The organism is Agromyces cerinus subsp. cerinus (assembly GCF_900142065.1).
In the GTDB taxonomy this organism is placed as follows: domain Bacteria; phylum Actinomycetota; class Actinomycetes; order Actinomycetales; family Microbacteriaceae; genus Agromyces; species Agromyces cerinus.
The window spans coordinates 692,755-705,973 of sequence record NZ_FSRJ01000003.1; the positions used below are offsets into that span (position 1 = coordinate 692,755).

Sequence of the window (13,219 nt, forward strand, 5' to 3'; positions counted from 1 at the left end):
CCGAGCGGATGCCGCAGCTCGCGCCGCGGCATCCGCTCGCCCAGGTCTCGAGACGGCCCGGTCGGGCCTCCTCGACCAGCACGAGAAACAAAGGAAGTACGCACACCATGGAACGCATCGACTGCGACGTCGTCATCGTCGGCGCCGGGGCCTCTGGCCTCACCGCCGCCACCAAGCTGAAGGCGGCCGGCAAGTCCGTCGTCGTGCTCGAGGCGCGCGACCGCATCGGCGGCCGCCTCTGGACCGACGACATCGACGGCGCCATGCTCGAGATCGGCGGCCAGTGGGTCTCGCCCGACCAGGACGCGCTCATCGAGACCCTCGACGAGCTCGGCCTCGAGACGTACGAGCGCTACCGCGCCGGTGAGAACGTCTACATCGCCGAGAACGGCGAGCGACGGCTCTTCGAGGGCGACATCTTCCCGGTTCCGGCCAAGACCGAGGGCGAGATCGTCGGCCTCATCGAGAAGCTCGACGAGCTCGTCGCCGAGATCGACCCCGACGCACCCTGGGCGCACCCTCGCGCGAAGGAACTCGACGAGGTCTCGTTCGCCGAGTGGCTCGGCACGCAGACCGACGATGAAGAGGCGAAGCTCAACATCGGCATGTTCATCGCCGGCGCCATGCTCACCAAGCCCGCGCACGCGTTCTCGGCGCTGCAGGCGCTGCTCATGGCGGCATCCGCCGGTTCGTTCTCGAACCTCGTCGACGCCGACTTCATCCTCGACAAGCGCGTCGTGGGCGGCCTCCAGCAGGTGCCGCTGCTCCTCGCCGAGCGTCTCGGCGACGCCGTGCGCACCGGTCAGGCCGTGCGTACGATCCGCTGGACGCCGGATGCCCCCGACGCCGGCGTCGTCGCGGTCACCGACTCGATCGAGGTGCACGCGAAGCACGTCGTGCTCGCGCTGCCGCCCATCCTCATCAGCCGCATCTCGTACGAGCCGCCGCTGCCCCGCCGCCAGCACCAGATGCACCAGCACCTCTCGATGGGATTCGTCATCAAGGTGCACGCGGTCTACGAGACGCCGTTCTGGCGCGAGCAGGGCCTCTCGGGCACCGCGTTCAGCCCGTACGAGCTCGTGCACGAGGCATATGACAACACCAACCACGAGGACCCGCGCGGCACGCTCGTCGGTTTCGTCTCCGACGAGGAGGCCGACGGCGTCTTCACGCTCTCGGCCGAGGAGCGCAAGGCGCGGATCCTCGAGTCGCTCTCGCACTACTACGGCCCCGAGGCGCTGAACCCGGTCGTCTACTACGAGAGCGACTGGGGCTCCGAGGAGTGGACCCGCGGCGCGTACGCGGCGAGCTTCGACATGGGCGGTCTCGCGCGCTACGGCGCCGACCTCCGCACGCCCGTCGGGCCGATCCACTTCTCGTGCTCCGACATGGCGGGCAAGGGGTACCAGCACGTCGACGGCGCGATCCGCGTCGGTCGCGAGGTCGCCGACGAGATCCTCGGCGCGAGCTGATGGTCACCCGCATCGTCGTCGGCTACACGGCGAACGAATCCGGCGCCGACGCGCTCGCCCTCGGCGGGCGACTCGCGGCGGCCAGTGAGGCGCTCCTCGAAGTCGTGATGGTGCTTCCCATCGAGGCGCGCGGCGCCGTCGTGCCACCCGACACCGGATACGAGCGCCACCTGAAGGAGCGCTCGCGGGGCTGGTTGGCCGAGGCATCCGCGCGCCTGGGCGACGGCGTCGAGCAGGCGCTGCACATCCGCTACGCCGAGTCGTTCGCCGAGGGCCTCGTGGCCGCGGCGCACGAGTTCGGCGCCTCGCTCATCGTCGTCGGCGCTGCGCGCGGCGGACTGCTCGGCCGATCGCGCATCGGCTCGGTGGCCAACGACCTGCTGCACGCGTCCGACGTGCCGGTGGCGCTCGCGCCGGCGGGCTCCCGCGAGACGCCCGTCTCGCTCGGGGTCACCCGCATCACCGGTGCGGTCGGCACCCGCTCGGGGGCCGGATCGGTGCTCGACATCTCGGTGCGCCTCGCCCGACTCACGCACGCGCCGCTGCGGCTGGTGTCGCTCGTCTCGATCGATCTGCCGGCCGGCATGGACGAGGAGCTCGCCTCGCTCGCGAGCACCGCCCACGCCGACGACGTGCTCGAGGCGGCGCGCCGTGCGCTGCCCGCCGGCACGACGGCCACGTCGGTCGTCGCCTCCGGCGACACGATCGAGCAGGCGGTCGCCGCACTCGAGTGGCACGCCGGCGAGGTCGTCATCGTCGGGTCCAGCCGCCTCGCGACCCCCAGCCGACTCTTCCTGGGCTCGACGGCATCGAAGATGCTGCGCGAGCTGCCGGTGCCGATGATCGTCGTGCCGCGCGCCACTTCCTGAAGGACCACGCAATGACGCACCAAGAACCGCACCAGCAGCACACCGAACCCCATGCGCCGCTGACCACCGCGAGCGCCGCCGTCGACGGCTCCGACACCGGGCTGTCGAAGAAGGGGCTGTCGGCGGGTTCGGTCGGCCTCATCGGCGCGATCGTCATCGGCATCTCGTGCATCGCACCCGCGTACACGCTGACCGGCGCCCTCGGGCCGACCGTCGCCGAGGTGGGCACGCAGCTGCCCGCGATCTTCCTGCTCGGATTCATCCCGATGCTGCTCGTCGCGTTCGGCTACCGCGAGCTCAACAACGCGATGCCCGACTCGGGAACCTCGTTCACCTGGGCGACGCGTGCGTTCGGCCCGTGGATCGGCTGGATGGCGGGGTGGGGCCTGATCGCGGCGACCATCGTCGTGCTCTCGAACCTCGCCGGCATCGCGGTGGAATTCTTCTACCTCGCGCTCGCGCAGGCGTTCAACAACCCCGACATCGCCTCGCTCGTCGGCAACCCGTTCGTGAACGTCGCGACCTGTCTCGTGTTCATCCTCGGCGCCACGCTCATCTCGTACCGCGACATGCAGACGACCCAGAAGGTGCAGTACTGGCTGGTCGGCTTCCAGCTCGTCGTCATGATCGGCTTCGGCGTCGCCGCGTTCTGGCACGTCGCCAACGGCACTGCGTTCGACCCGACGCAGGTCGAGCTCAGCTGGTTCAACCCGTTCGAGGTGGGTTCGTTCAGCGCCGTCGTCGCGGGCCTGTCGGTCTCGCTCTTCGTGTTCTGGGGCTGGGACGTCACCCTCACCATGAACGAGGAGACGAAGGGCTCGCGCACGACCCCCGGCCGTGCGGCGACCCTGACCGTCACGATCGTCGTGGCGATCTACCTCTTCGTCGCGATGGGCGCACTCGCGTTCGCCGGCATCGGCGAGACCGGCGTCGGCCTCGGCAACCCCGATATCCAGGAGAACGCGTTCTTCTACCTCTCGGGTCCGATCCTCGGCCCGCTCGCGATCCTCATGTCGCTCGCGGTGCTCTCGAGCTCGGCGGCGTCGCTGCAGTCGACCTTCGTGTCGCCGGCGCGCACCTTGCTCGCGATGGGCCACTACGGCGCGCTGCCCGAGAAGTTCGCGCGGGTGAGCCCGCGCTTCTTCACCCCGGGCTACGCCACGGTGGTCTCGGCCATCGTCGCCGCCGGCTTCTACACGGTCATGCGCTTCGTGAGCGAAGACGTGCTGTGGGACACGATCACCACGCTCGGCATGATGATCTGCTTCTACTACGGCCTCACCGCGTTCGCGTGCGTGTGGTACTTCCGCAAGCAGTGGTTCCGTCGCGCGCGGAACACGTTCTTCATGTTCATCGCCCCGCTCGTCGGCGGGCTGATCCTCACGGTGCTGTTCTTCACCACGCTCATCGACTCGATGGACCCCGACTACGGCAGCGGCTCGAACATCGGCGGCGTCGGCCTCGTGTTCATCCTCGGCGTCGTGATCATCCTCACCGGTGTCGTCATCATGTTCATCCAGGCGAAGCGCCGGCCCGGCTTCTTCCGCGGCGAGTCGCTCTCGCGCGCGGTCGCAGAGGACTGAGCCGAGGCTCAGCACCGACGAGGCCGCCCCCTGCGACACCAGGGGGCGGCCTCGTTCTGCGGCGCCGAGCGGCCGACTGCACCTGATCCGGAATCACTTCACGAGAAGTGTGCGGAATCGTGCGAGAGCGGACATGTCTTCTGTGAGGGCATCTGATGAAGGGACCACCCCATGAACACTCACCGAGTCGACCCCGCCGACCATGAGCTGCCTCCGACGCAGCCACTCGACATCACCGCCTACCTGCCCGACCCGCGCGACGAGGCCAGCTGCTAGACGGGCGTACGCCGAACCGACGCGTCGCGCTTGGAGGCGGCACCGACTCCAGACGCCTCGTGTGAGTTTCGCCTCACATGAGGCTCATGGACGCCCACTGAGTCAGCACGCCGGCCCCGCGGCAGGGCGTCAGGCCTCGTGGACCGTGCTGCCCGCGACGACGGTGCGCACGATCGTGGCGCTGAGCAGCGACTCCTCGCCGGCCGCGAACACGTCGGTGTCGAGCACCGCGAAGTCGGCGGCGAGTCCGGCGGCGAGACGGCCGCGCACCCCTTCGTCGCCGCACGACGCCGCGGCGTCGCGGGTCGCGTGCGCGATCGACTGAGCGAGCGGCAGTGCGAACTCGGGCTGGTTCGGCCCGAACGACGGGTCGAGTGCCGAGCGCCGGGTCGCGGCGACGTACATGTTCGGCAGGGCCTCGTGCGGGGCCGTGGGCGCATCGGTCGAGAAGGCGAGCAGTGCGCCCGCGTCGACGTACTCGGGCCAGGCGAAGCCGCGATCGGCCCGCTCGTCGCCGAGCATCGCCGCCCAGTTCGCCCAGATCGCGGGGTCGGCGTGCACGGGCTGCATCGACGCGGTGACGCCGAGCCGCGCCATCCGCTCGGCCGTGCCCGGTGCGGCGTACTCGAGGTGCTCGATGCGGTGACGCCGTGCCCGCTCGCCGTTGGCCTCGTGCGCGTGCTCGAGCGCGTCGAGCGCGTGATCGCTCGCGAGGTCGCCGATCGCGTGCATCGCGACCTGCAAGCCGGCGGCGTCGGCGGCCGCGACGACGGGCTTCAGCCGGTCGAGCGGCCAGATCGGGTCGGCGTTCGAGCCGTCGGCGTACGGATGCCGCATGGCCGCCGTGCACGCGTCGATGACGCCGTCGAGCACGAGCTTGATGCCGACGACGCGCAGCCACGGCGACTCGATCTCACCGGCCAGCTCCACGGCCCGCCGCACCTGCTCGAGGTTCGCGGCATCGTCGCCCGTGTTGGCGACGAACCAATGGCCGACCACTCGGATGGGCAGGCTCCCGTCGCGGCGGGCCGCCGCGCGCTGGAAGGCCTCGAGCCCGAGCTCGTCGAACGCCATGTCGACCACGCCGGTGACGCCCGTCGCGAGGTACGCGGCGATCGTGCGCTCGACGGCGGCGTCGCGGTCGGCATCGGTCGTGATCGAGGCGAGGTGGCTCCAGACGAACTGCTGGGCGGCGGTCTCGAAGAGCATGCCGTCGGGCTCGCCGTCGGCGTCGCGCCCGATCGCGCCGCCGATCGGGTCGGGGGTGTCGCGCGTGATGCCGAGCTCGGCGAGCGCTGCGGAGTTCACCCAGACCGAGTGGTAGTCGTTCGCGTCGAGGTAGACGGGCACGTCGGCGACGACGGCGTCGATCATCGCCGCGGTCGGAGCGCCGCCCGGCAGGGAGTCGAACAGCCAGCCACGGCCGAGGAGCCGCGGCGCATCGGGTGCGGCCTCGCGGGCGGCACGGAGTCGCGCCTGGATCTCGTCGAGCGAACGGGCATCGGTGAGTCCGACTCGGCCGAGCGCCTCGCCCATCATGACGAGGTGCGTGTGCGCGTCGGTGAAGCCGGGCAGCACGAGCCGGCCGTCGAGGTCGAGCGTCGCGGCATCCGCGCCTGCTGCTGCGTGTGCGCCGACCGCGTCGCCGACGTAGGCGAGCGACTCGCCGTCGATCACGAGGGCCTCGGCCCACTCGTTCGCGGTGTCGGCGGTGAAGATGCGGGCGTTGGTGACGAGCGTGCGGGTCACGCGGGAACCTCCTGGAGTTCGATGGCGGCGGCGGATGCCTCGGCGCGCTCGCGCCGGGTCGAGAATGCGGCGACCGCGGCGACGGGCACGGCGAGCACGAAGCTCGCGACGCCGAGCACCACGGTGAAGCCCTGGAATCCGAAGACCTCGACGAGGGCGGCGCCGATCACCGGCGTGAGGCTCGAGCCCACGAGGTACACGGCGAGCAGCGGCGCCGACCAGCGGCCGTCGGCGTCGAGGGCCGACGAGGTCGAGACGAAGTACATGAATGCGAGCGCGTAGAGCGTGTTCCACGCGATGAACACCACGATGAAGGTGGTCTGGTCGGTGACGAAGCCCTCGACGATCTTCAGGATGCCGCCGCCGACGAGCAGCACGGCGAGCGGCACTGCCCGGCCGAGGCGGTTGCCGACGATCATGAGCAGCACCGAGCCGATGAGTCCGCCGGCGGTCGCACCGCTGAGCGCGAGGCCGAGGCCCTCGGGCGTGAGCGACGCCTGCGCGCCGCCCATGACGCCGGCCATGGCCCAGAGCGAGTCCTCGCTGACGGCCCAGAGCGCGAACGAGACGAGCAGGGTGAAGCCCGCGATCCGCACGGCGCGCGGCGAGGGGAGCGCGCGCGAGGTCGCGGCGGCGGCCTCGAGGGCGGGCACCGCGGCGGTCGGCGGCACGTCGACGGGCACGGCCTCGGCGACGGCGACCGGCGACTTCGGTGCGATGACGGGTGCGGCGGGGAGCCAGCCGCTCACGAGCAGGGCGACGACCGAGAAGATCGCGAGCGCGCCGAACACGTCGATCGGCGCGAGGCCGATGAGCGGGATGATCGCGAGGATCACGGTCACGACCGCGCGGTTCGCGAGGCCGTTGAAGCCCGCCACGCGGTCGGGGTTCGTGAAGGCGGCGATCGCGGCGCCGCCCGAGGCGACCGCGCCGCCGGCGCCGATGCCGCCGACGATGAGGCCGCCGATGACGGCTGCGGGCGCCGGCACGAGTGCCGCCGTGGCGAAGCCGAGCACCGAGAGGGCGAGTCCGCCGCGGGCGACGGCGAGGCGGCGCGGGCCGGCGCAGAGCGGCGCGATGGCGAGGCCGGTGACGGCGGTGGCGAGGAGGGTCGCGGTGATGATCCAGCTCGCGGTGAGCACGTCGGCGCCGATCGCCTGCTGCAGCGCGCTGATCATGTAGGGCGAGAGGTTCACGCCGAGGTAGCCGGCGATGCCGATCGTGAAGGTCGCGGTGGCGCTCGGCAGGCGCAGCGGCACGCGAACGGTGAGGTCGTTGGACACAGGAGTCTCCGGAGGTGCTGGGGCACGTCGATGTGCCGGGTTCGGACGCGGCAGGGGGTGTCGTCGCGATAAGTGAATGGTGTTCGTTTATTATGCATACGAGTGGCCGAGATGGGAAGAGCGGATTTCGAACGGCCGCCCCTAGGCTGAACCAGGCGAACGAACGAGGAGGTCCCGTGGCCCGGCCCAGAGTGCCCCTGCTGTCGACCGAGCGCATCGCCGACGCGGCCATCGAGCTCGTCGACTCCGGCCAGGCGTTCGGCGTCAACGCCCTCGCGCGGAGGCTCGGCGTCACGCCCTCGTCGCTCTACAACCACGTCGACGGCCGAGACGGCATCATCGAGCTCATGCGCGGCCGGCTGGGGGAGTCCTACCTGGCGGAGGCGCCGAGCGGCGACTGGGTCGACGTCGTCACGCACACCATGCGCGCCTCCCGCCGCATGTACGCGGAGCACCCGTCGATCGTGCCGCTCCTCGTGGGCAAGACGATCACCCACCCCGCGGTGATCGCGAGCTACGACCGCCTCGCCACCGCGCTCCTCGGTGCCGGATTCCCCGACGACGAGGTGATCACGGTCATCGCGATCCTCGACTCGTTCGCGCTCGGCTTCGGCCTCGACCTCGCCTCGCCCGACGACATCTGGAGGCCCGAGACGCCCACGACCTCGCTCGGGCGCCTGCTCGAGGTCACCGCGAAGGGTCGTGAGCGCTCCGACCAGGTCTTCGAGATCGGCCTCGAGCTCCTGCTCGATGCGCTGCGGCTGCGCCTCGGTCGCCTCGACCTCGACTGAGCGGGGCCACTTTCCACCGAGGCATCCGTGTCGATACGGTGAACCGTGGACGCCCCGACCGCGGGCGCCGGAATGGGGAACCCGAATGGCTGCACTCGACGACATCGTCGCCAACCTCCCGATCGGCGACATCGCCGCGAAGCTCGGCGTCGACGAGGCGACCGCGAAGCAGGCAGTGAACGACGCGCTGCCCGCCCTGCTCGCCGGCCTGGGTGCGAACGCCGCCGACCCCGCGGGTGCAGCGTCGCTCGAGAAGGCCGTCGCGAAGCACGACCCGAAGCTCATCGAGGGCGGCGTGAACCTCGCCGACGTCGACGAGGAGGACGGCAAGAAGATCGTCAAGAACGTGTTCGGCGACAAGACCGACCAGGTCGTCACGGCGCTCGACAAGAAGGAGGGCGGAGCGGGCGACCTCATCGGCAAGCTCCTGCCGATCCTCGCGCCGATCGTGCTGAGCTTCCTCGCCGCGCAGTTCACGAAGAAGCCCGAAGCGGATGCCGCGGCGCCGGCGTCGTCGGGCGGCGGCATCGGCGATCTGCTCGGCGGTCTCCTCGGCGGCGGCGGCTCGGGCTCGTCGGGCGGCGCAGGCGGCGGCCTCGGCGACGTGCTCGGCGGTCTCCTCGGCGGCGGCTCGGGCGGCTCGAGCTCGGGCGGCGGACTGGGCGACCTGCTCGGTGGACTGCTGGGCGGCGGCAAGCGCTGATCCGACCCTCTGCGGGTTGAGCCTGTCGAAACCCCTGCCGAGCAGGCAGGTTTCGACGGGCTCAACCCGCACACCTCGGACGAGCTCAGCCCACGAGACACGCCCCGCATAGACTGGCGGGGTGCCAGTGAACCCCGAGCTCCAGGGGCGGACCTTCCCGCCCACCGAGCCCTACCTCGTCGGTCGTGAGAAGGTGCGCGAGTTCGCACGCGCCGTGTTCGCGACGAACCCGATCAACCTCGACCCCGAGGCCGCACGCGCGGCCGGCTACGCCGACGTCGTCGCACCGCCGACCTTCGCGGTGGTCGTGCAGGAGCAGACGCTCGCGCAGCTGCTGGCCGACCCCGAGTCGGGCATCGACTTCTCGCGCGTCGTGCACGGCGACCAGCGCTTCACGTCGACCCGGCCGATCGTCGCCGGCGACCTGCTCACCGCGACACTCACGGTCGCGAGCGTGAAGAGCCTCGGCGGCCACTCGATGGTCACGGCCGAGTCGGCCATCACCGACGCCGACGGCGCGCACGTCGTCACCGCCGTCTCCACCCTCGTCGTGCGAGGAGACGAATGATGCCCGCCCCCGACTTCGCGAGCCTCACCGTCGGCGACGTGGTCGCCGAGCGATCGTTCCCGCTGACCCGCGACTCGCTCGTGCGGTACGCCGGCGCCTCGGGCGACTTCAACCCGATCCACTACCGCGACGACATCGCCGCCGAAGTCGGCCTGCCGGGCGTGCTCGCCCACGGCATGCTCACCATGGGCCTCGCGGTGCAGCCCGTCGTCGACTGGGCCGGCGACCCCGGCCGCGTCGCCGACTACCAGGTGCGCTTCACCCGCCCGGTGATCGTCGACCCGAAGACGGGTGCGCTCGTCACGGTCACGGCGAAGGTCGGCCAGCTCGACGAGTCCGCGACCGTCGCCCGCATCGACCTCACGGTCAAGGTCGGCGACGACACGGTGCTCGGCAAGGCGCAAGTGCGCGTCGTGCTCGGCTGACATGAGCGGCGACATCCGTTTCGCGGACCTCACGACGCTGCAGGTCGGCGGGCCGATCGGCCGGCTGGTCACGGCGACGACGCAGCGCGACCTCGTCGACCTCGCGACCGAGACCTGGGCGACGGATGACGCGTGGCTCGCGCTCGGCGGCGGCTCGAATCTGCTCGTGGGCGACGAGGGCTTCGCGGGCACCGTGATCCGGGTGGCGACGCGCGGCATCGAGGTGCTGCCCCCGGTGACGGGCGAAGGGGCATCCCTTCGACCGGCTCAGGACGGCGCCGTTCGCCTGCGCGTGCAGGCCGGCGAGACGTGGGACGACCTCGTCGCATGGACCGTCGAGCACGGCTACTCGGGCATCGAGGCGCTCTCGGGCATCCCCGGCTCGGTCGGGGCCGCGCCCGTGCAGAACATCGGCGCCTACGGGCAGGAGCTCGCCGCCACGCTCGTCGCGATCGAGTTCCTCGACGAGGGCGCCGAGGCGCCGCGCCGCATGACGGCCGCCGAACTCGAGCTCGGCTACCGCACCTCGGTGCTGAAGCAGGGGCTCGCGGGCATCGTCGTGACCATCGAACTCGAACTGCACGACACCGCCGCGGAGCGGGCGGTGCTCGGCGAGGCGCTCGGCCAGCCGATCGCCTACGGGCAGCTCGCCGACGCGCTGCACGTGCAGCAGGGCGATCGCGTCGCGATCGCCGAGGTTCGCGCGAGCGTGCTCGCCCTGCGCGCTTCGAAGGGCATGGTGCTCGACCCGGCCGACGCCGACTCGGTGAGTGCCGGCTCGTTCTTCACGAACCCGATCGTGGGGGAACACGTCGCCCGTACGCTGCCGGCCACGGCGCCCCGCTGGTACATCGAACCCGAGGCGCCCGACGTGGTGACGCCGCTCGGTTCGCTCGGCTCGGCGACGCCGCTCGACGCGTTCCTCGCGCATCAGGCCGAGCTCGAGGAGTTCGACGACGACGTCAGCGTGGCTGAACACGTCGATTCCGAACCGCTCGTGAAGCTCTCGGCAGCCTGGCTGATCGAGCACTCGGGCATCCGTCGCGGCTTCGCGCTGCCCGGGTCGCGCGCGGCGATCTCGTCGAAGCACACGCTGTCGCTCACGAACCGCGGCGGCGCCACGGCTGAAGAGGTCGCGACGCTCGCACGGTTCGTGCAGGGGCGGGTGCAGGCCGAGTTCGGCATCGTGCTGCGACCCGAACCCGTGCTCGTCGGCGTCGAGCTCTAGCGGCAGTCCGCCACCCGCGGCAGTCGCAGTCCCGCGAGCCGCGCCGCGCATGCCACACGCATGCGCCCCGCAGCTCGTGCCGAGATGACAGAAGTCGTCGCCCGTCCGTACGAACAGGCGACGACTGCGGTCATCTCGGCGGCCGGGCAGCGCGCGACGACGCGCGCGACTCAGCGGCGGGCGCGCTCCCCGCGGCGGATGAGTCCGACGACGCCGAAGAGCGCCACGACGACGCCCACGACGATGACCACCGAGAACGTCGCGGTGAGCGGACTCAGGGTCAGCAGCCAGTCGCCGACATCGTCGCGGCGGGCGGGGTCGAGGAGGACCCAGAGGGTCGTCGCGGCCGTCGCGCCGAAGAGCAGCGCCCAGACGAGTGCGCCCCATCGCACGGTCGGGCGCGCCGTCGGCGCCGGGCTCGTGGCGGAAGTCGTCGCCGTCTCGTCCGCCGCAGGTGTGCCCCACTCGGTGAGGATCGCCGTGACGGCGGCATCCGCCTCGTTCTTCGGCTGAGCGGAGTCGTTGGAGTTCGTGGTCATGATCAGCTCCCTTCGCGGATCTCGATGTGCACCATGCCGGAGCCCTGCTCGAGCACGATCTTCGCGTCGATCGGGTCGTCGCTGGGGCGGTACTCGCGCACGATGCCCTCGCCGCCGAGGAGCAGCGCCCCGCGATCGAGACCGCCGATCTGCGGCGTGGTGCTCGAGGAGAAGTCGGGCGAGTACGACGTGATCTCGATCGCACCGGCATCGCTCGCGTCGAGCACGACCTCGGTGTCGGGTTCGATCGTGATCCAGGTGTCGCCGGTGCCCTGTCGGAGTTCGACGACGGGCGCCACGTCACGGAACCAGGGGGTGGCGTGGAGGTACGCGTCGCCGTAGGGCTGCACGAGTCGCTGGGACCGGTCGAGCGAGACGCTGTAGCTGGGCGGCACCAGCGTGCCCTGCGGCATGATCGAGGCCGCGATGACGGCCACCGCCATCGCGAATGCGGAGAGCGCCGTCGTGAAGGCGAGCGCTCCGCTGCGTCGACGTCGCAGCGCCGCGACGACCATGCCGAGCGAGAGCAGCACCGTCGCCGCGGCGAGGGCGATCGGGATCGCGAAGCCGGCGACGCTGGGCGTCGCGAGCGACCAGATCGCGGCGATCGAACCGCCGACGAGTGCCAGGCCGAGCACGGTGAACACGAACGCGGCGCTCGCCCTGGGGCGGCTGGCCCGGCGTGCCGCGCGGGCGGCGTCGGCCTGGGCCGTGAGCGCACGTGCCTTCGCCCGGTTCTCGGCTGCCGCCTGGGCTCGGGCGGCGCGTTCGGCGTTGTGATGGCTCGACTTCCACTCGGAGCGCGAGAGGCGCCAAGCCTCGTGCTGCGCGCGCCACTCGGCGATGGCCGCGGCGTCGGCGCCTTCGGCGGGCACCGGCGGCTCGGTGGTCGGCACGGTCGTCGTGGCGTCGTCCGCCGTTGCGACGGCGGGGTCGGCCGGCGCAGCTGCAGCGGCAGCGCCGGCAGCACCGGCCCCTGCGGCGAATGCCGCGGTCGGAGGATGCCCCGGAGCGGCGGCGGTCGTCGCGGAAGCCATTCGCGCGCCGACGCCGCTCGGGGAGTTCTGGGAGGCCCGCTGGGCGAGCCAGACGACGAGGGCGATGATGCCGCCGACGACGATGAGCACCCACAGCACCCGGAGCGGCCAGGCGAGGTCCAAGCCGAAGATCGGGTCGATGAACGTCGGCCAGTCGGGCCACCAGCGCCAGCCGAGCCACCCGCCCTGCACGAGGGGGATGAGGCCGATGACGCCCATCACGGCGATGCCGACGATCGCCGGGTCGACGATGCCACGGGTCAGGCGCTCGAAGTGGATCTCGCCGTCGGTGTCGGGCAGCAGCACCCACGCGATCGCGTAGAGCAGCACGAACGGCGCACCGAGCACCGCGACGACGACGACGATGCCGCGCACGATGATCGGGTCGATGCCGAGTCGGGCGGCGACGCCGGCGCAGACGCCGCCGAGCCACCCGGCCCGACGGGGCACGCCGAGGCGGCGGAGCCAGTCGTAGAGGCCGGTGCCGGTGCCCGGCGCGGGTGTCGCCGCGCCGGGGTCACCGGAGGATGGAGTCGTTCCCGCCGCCCCGCGGGCGTTCGGGCCGGGCGCCGCGGAGTCCCCCTTCACGTCGTCCTGCACTGGGTCCGCCTCTGGGGCGGTCGGGTTCGTCTCCATGCTTCGATGCTGGCAGGGGCGAAGGACGTCTCGCCATGGGGTGAATCCCTGATTCGACCC

The 13,219-nt window shown here is 71.6% G+C and carries 12 protein-coding genes; 8 read left to right on the forward strand and 4 right to left on the reverse strand.

Annotated features, from left to right (window positions below; translation table 11 throughout):
• The first annotated feature begins 107 nt into the window (after positions 1-107).
• From BUR99_RS13695 to BUR99_RS13705, 3 genes are read left to right on the forward strand one after another with little or no spacing between them, the layout of a single operon-like run.
• Positions 108-1,472 carry a flavin monoamine oxidase family protein gene (locus BUR99_RS13695; protein ID WP_074260881.1) on the forward strand — a complete coding sequence of 455 codons (1,365 nt, stop codon included), beginning with the start codon at positions 108-110 and terminating at the stop codon, positions 1,470-1,472.
• Entirely contained in the window at positions 1,472-2,341 is an 870-nt protein-coding gene (locus BUR99_RS13700) for a universal stress protein (protein WP_074260882.1), read from the forward strand. Before BUR99_RS13695 ends, BUR99_RS13700 begins: the two co-directional genes overlap by 1 nt.
• Positions 2,342-2,352: 11 nt before the next feature.
• On the forward strand, positions 2,353-3,924 hold the full coding sequence (locus BUR99_RS13705) for an APC family permease (RefSeq protein ID WP_084183993.1): 1,572 nt from the start codon (positions 2,353-2,355) through the stop codon (positions 3,922-3,924).
• A 405-nt stretch (positions 3,925-4,329) separates the two neighbouring features.
• Here BUR99_RS13705 and BUR99_RS20060 read toward each other — a convergent pair whose 3' ends face one another.
• Entirely contained in the window at positions 4,330-5,949 is a 1,620-nt protein-coding gene (locus BUR99_RS20060; RefSeq protein ID WP_074260883.1) for an amidohydrolase, read from the reverse strand.
• Complete coding sequence (locus BUR99_RS20065) at positions 5,946-7,232, reverse strand: hypothetical protein (protein WP_074260884.1); 1,287 nt, start codon at positions 7,230-7,232, stop codon at positions 5,946-5,948. Before BUR99_RS20065 ends, BUR99_RS20060 begins: the two co-directional genes overlap by 4 nt.
• A gap of 176 nt (positions 7,233-7,408) precedes the next feature.
• On the opposite strand from BUR99_RS20065, the gene BUR99_RS13720 reads away from it, so the two are divergent.
• The 5 genes from BUR99_RS13720 (at position 7,409) to BUR99_RS13740 (ending at position 10,947) form a co-directional block, all read left to right on the forward strand.
• Positions 7,409-8,023, forward strand: a complete 615-nt coding sequence (locus BUR99_RS13720; protein ID WP_074260885.1) for a TetR/AcrR family transcriptional regulator — start codon at positions 7,409-7,411, stop codon at positions 8,021-8,023.
• Between the two features lie 85 nt (positions 8,024-8,108).
• A complete protein-coding gene (locus BUR99_RS13725; protein WP_074260886.1) occupies positions 8,109-8,726 on the forward strand; it encodes a DUF937 domain-containing protein in 618 nt (205 codons plus the stop codon).
• Between the two features lie 121 nt (positions 8,727-8,847).
• Positions 8,848-9,294, forward strand: coding sequence for a MaoC family dehydratase N-terminal domain-containing protein (locus tag BUR99_RS13730; protein WP_084183995.1), 447 nt, complete (start codon positions 8,848-8,850; stop codon positions 9,292-9,294).
• The gene (locus BUR99_RS13735) at positions 9,294-9,719 is read left to right on the forward strand and encodes a MaoC family dehydratase (RefSeq protein ID WP_074260888.1); all 426 of its coding nucleotides are present in this window, start codon (positions 9,294-9,296) and stop codon (positions 9,717-9,719) included. Before BUR99_RS13730 ends, BUR99_RS13735 begins: the two co-directional genes overlap by 1 nt.
• A 1-nt stretch (position 9,720) precedes the next feature.
• Positions 9,721-10,947, forward strand: coding sequence for a UDP-N-acetylmuramate dehydrogenase (locus tag BUR99_RS13740; RefSeq protein WP_074260889.1), 1,227 nt, complete (start codon positions 9,721-9,723; stop codon positions 10,945-10,947).
• A 170-nt stretch (positions 10,948-11,117) separates the two neighbouring features.
• Here the strand turns inward: BUR99_RS13740 and BUR99_RS19685 are convergent, their stop codons facing one another.
• Together BUR99_RS19685 and BUR99_RS13750 are read right to left on the reverse strand one after the other, a co-directional pair.
• Positions 11,118-11,486 carry a hypothetical protein gene (locus BUR99_RS19685; RefSeq protein ID WP_084183996.1) on the reverse strand — a complete coding sequence of 123 codons (369 nt, stop codon included), beginning with the start codon at positions 11,484-11,486 and terminating at the stop codon, positions 11,118-11,120.
• A gap of 2 nt (positions 11,487-11,488) precedes the next feature.
• On the reverse strand, positions 11,489-13,159 hold the full coding sequence (locus BUR99_RS13750) for a PspC domain-containing protein (protein ID WP_074260890.1): 1,671 nt from the start codon (positions 13,157-13,159) through the stop codon (positions 11,489-11,491).
• Between the last annotated feature and the right edge of the window lie 60 nt (positions 13,160-13,219).

Bases quoted from the DNA above. Each gene is read 5' to 3' on its own strand.
- BUR99_RS13695 (WP_074260881.1), top strand. From the start codon at position 108: ATGGAACGCATCGACTGCGACGTCGTCATCGTCGGCGCCGGGGCCTCT.
- BUR99_RS13700 (WP_074260882.1), top strand. From the start codon at position 1,472: ATGGTCACCCGCATCGTCGTCGGCTACACGGCGAACGAATCCGGCGCC.
- BUR99_RS13705 (WP_084183993.1), top strand. From the start codon at position 2,353: ATGACGCACCAAGAACCGCACCAGCAGCACACCGAACCCCATGCGCCG.
- BUR99_RS13725 (WP_074260886.1), top strand. From the start codon at position 8,109: ATGGCTGCACTCGACGACATCGTCGCCAACCTCCCGATCGGCGACATC.
- BUR99_RS13735 (WP_074260888.1), top strand. From the start codon at position 9,294: ATGCCCGCCCCCGACTTCGCGAGCCTCACCGTCGGCGACGTGGTCGCC.
- BUR99_RS13740 (WP_074260889.1), top strand. From the start codon at position 9,721: ATGAGCGGCGACATCCGTTTCGCGGACCTCACGACGCTGCAGGTCGGC.
- BUR99_RS19685 (WP_084183996.1), bottom strand. From the start codon at position 11,486: ATGACCACGAACTCCAACGACTCCGCTCAGCCGAAGAACGAGGCGGAT.
- BUR99_RS13750 (WP_074260890.1), bottom strand. From the start codon at position 13,159: ATGGAGACGAACCCGACCGCCCCAGAGGCGGACCCAGTGCAGGACGAC.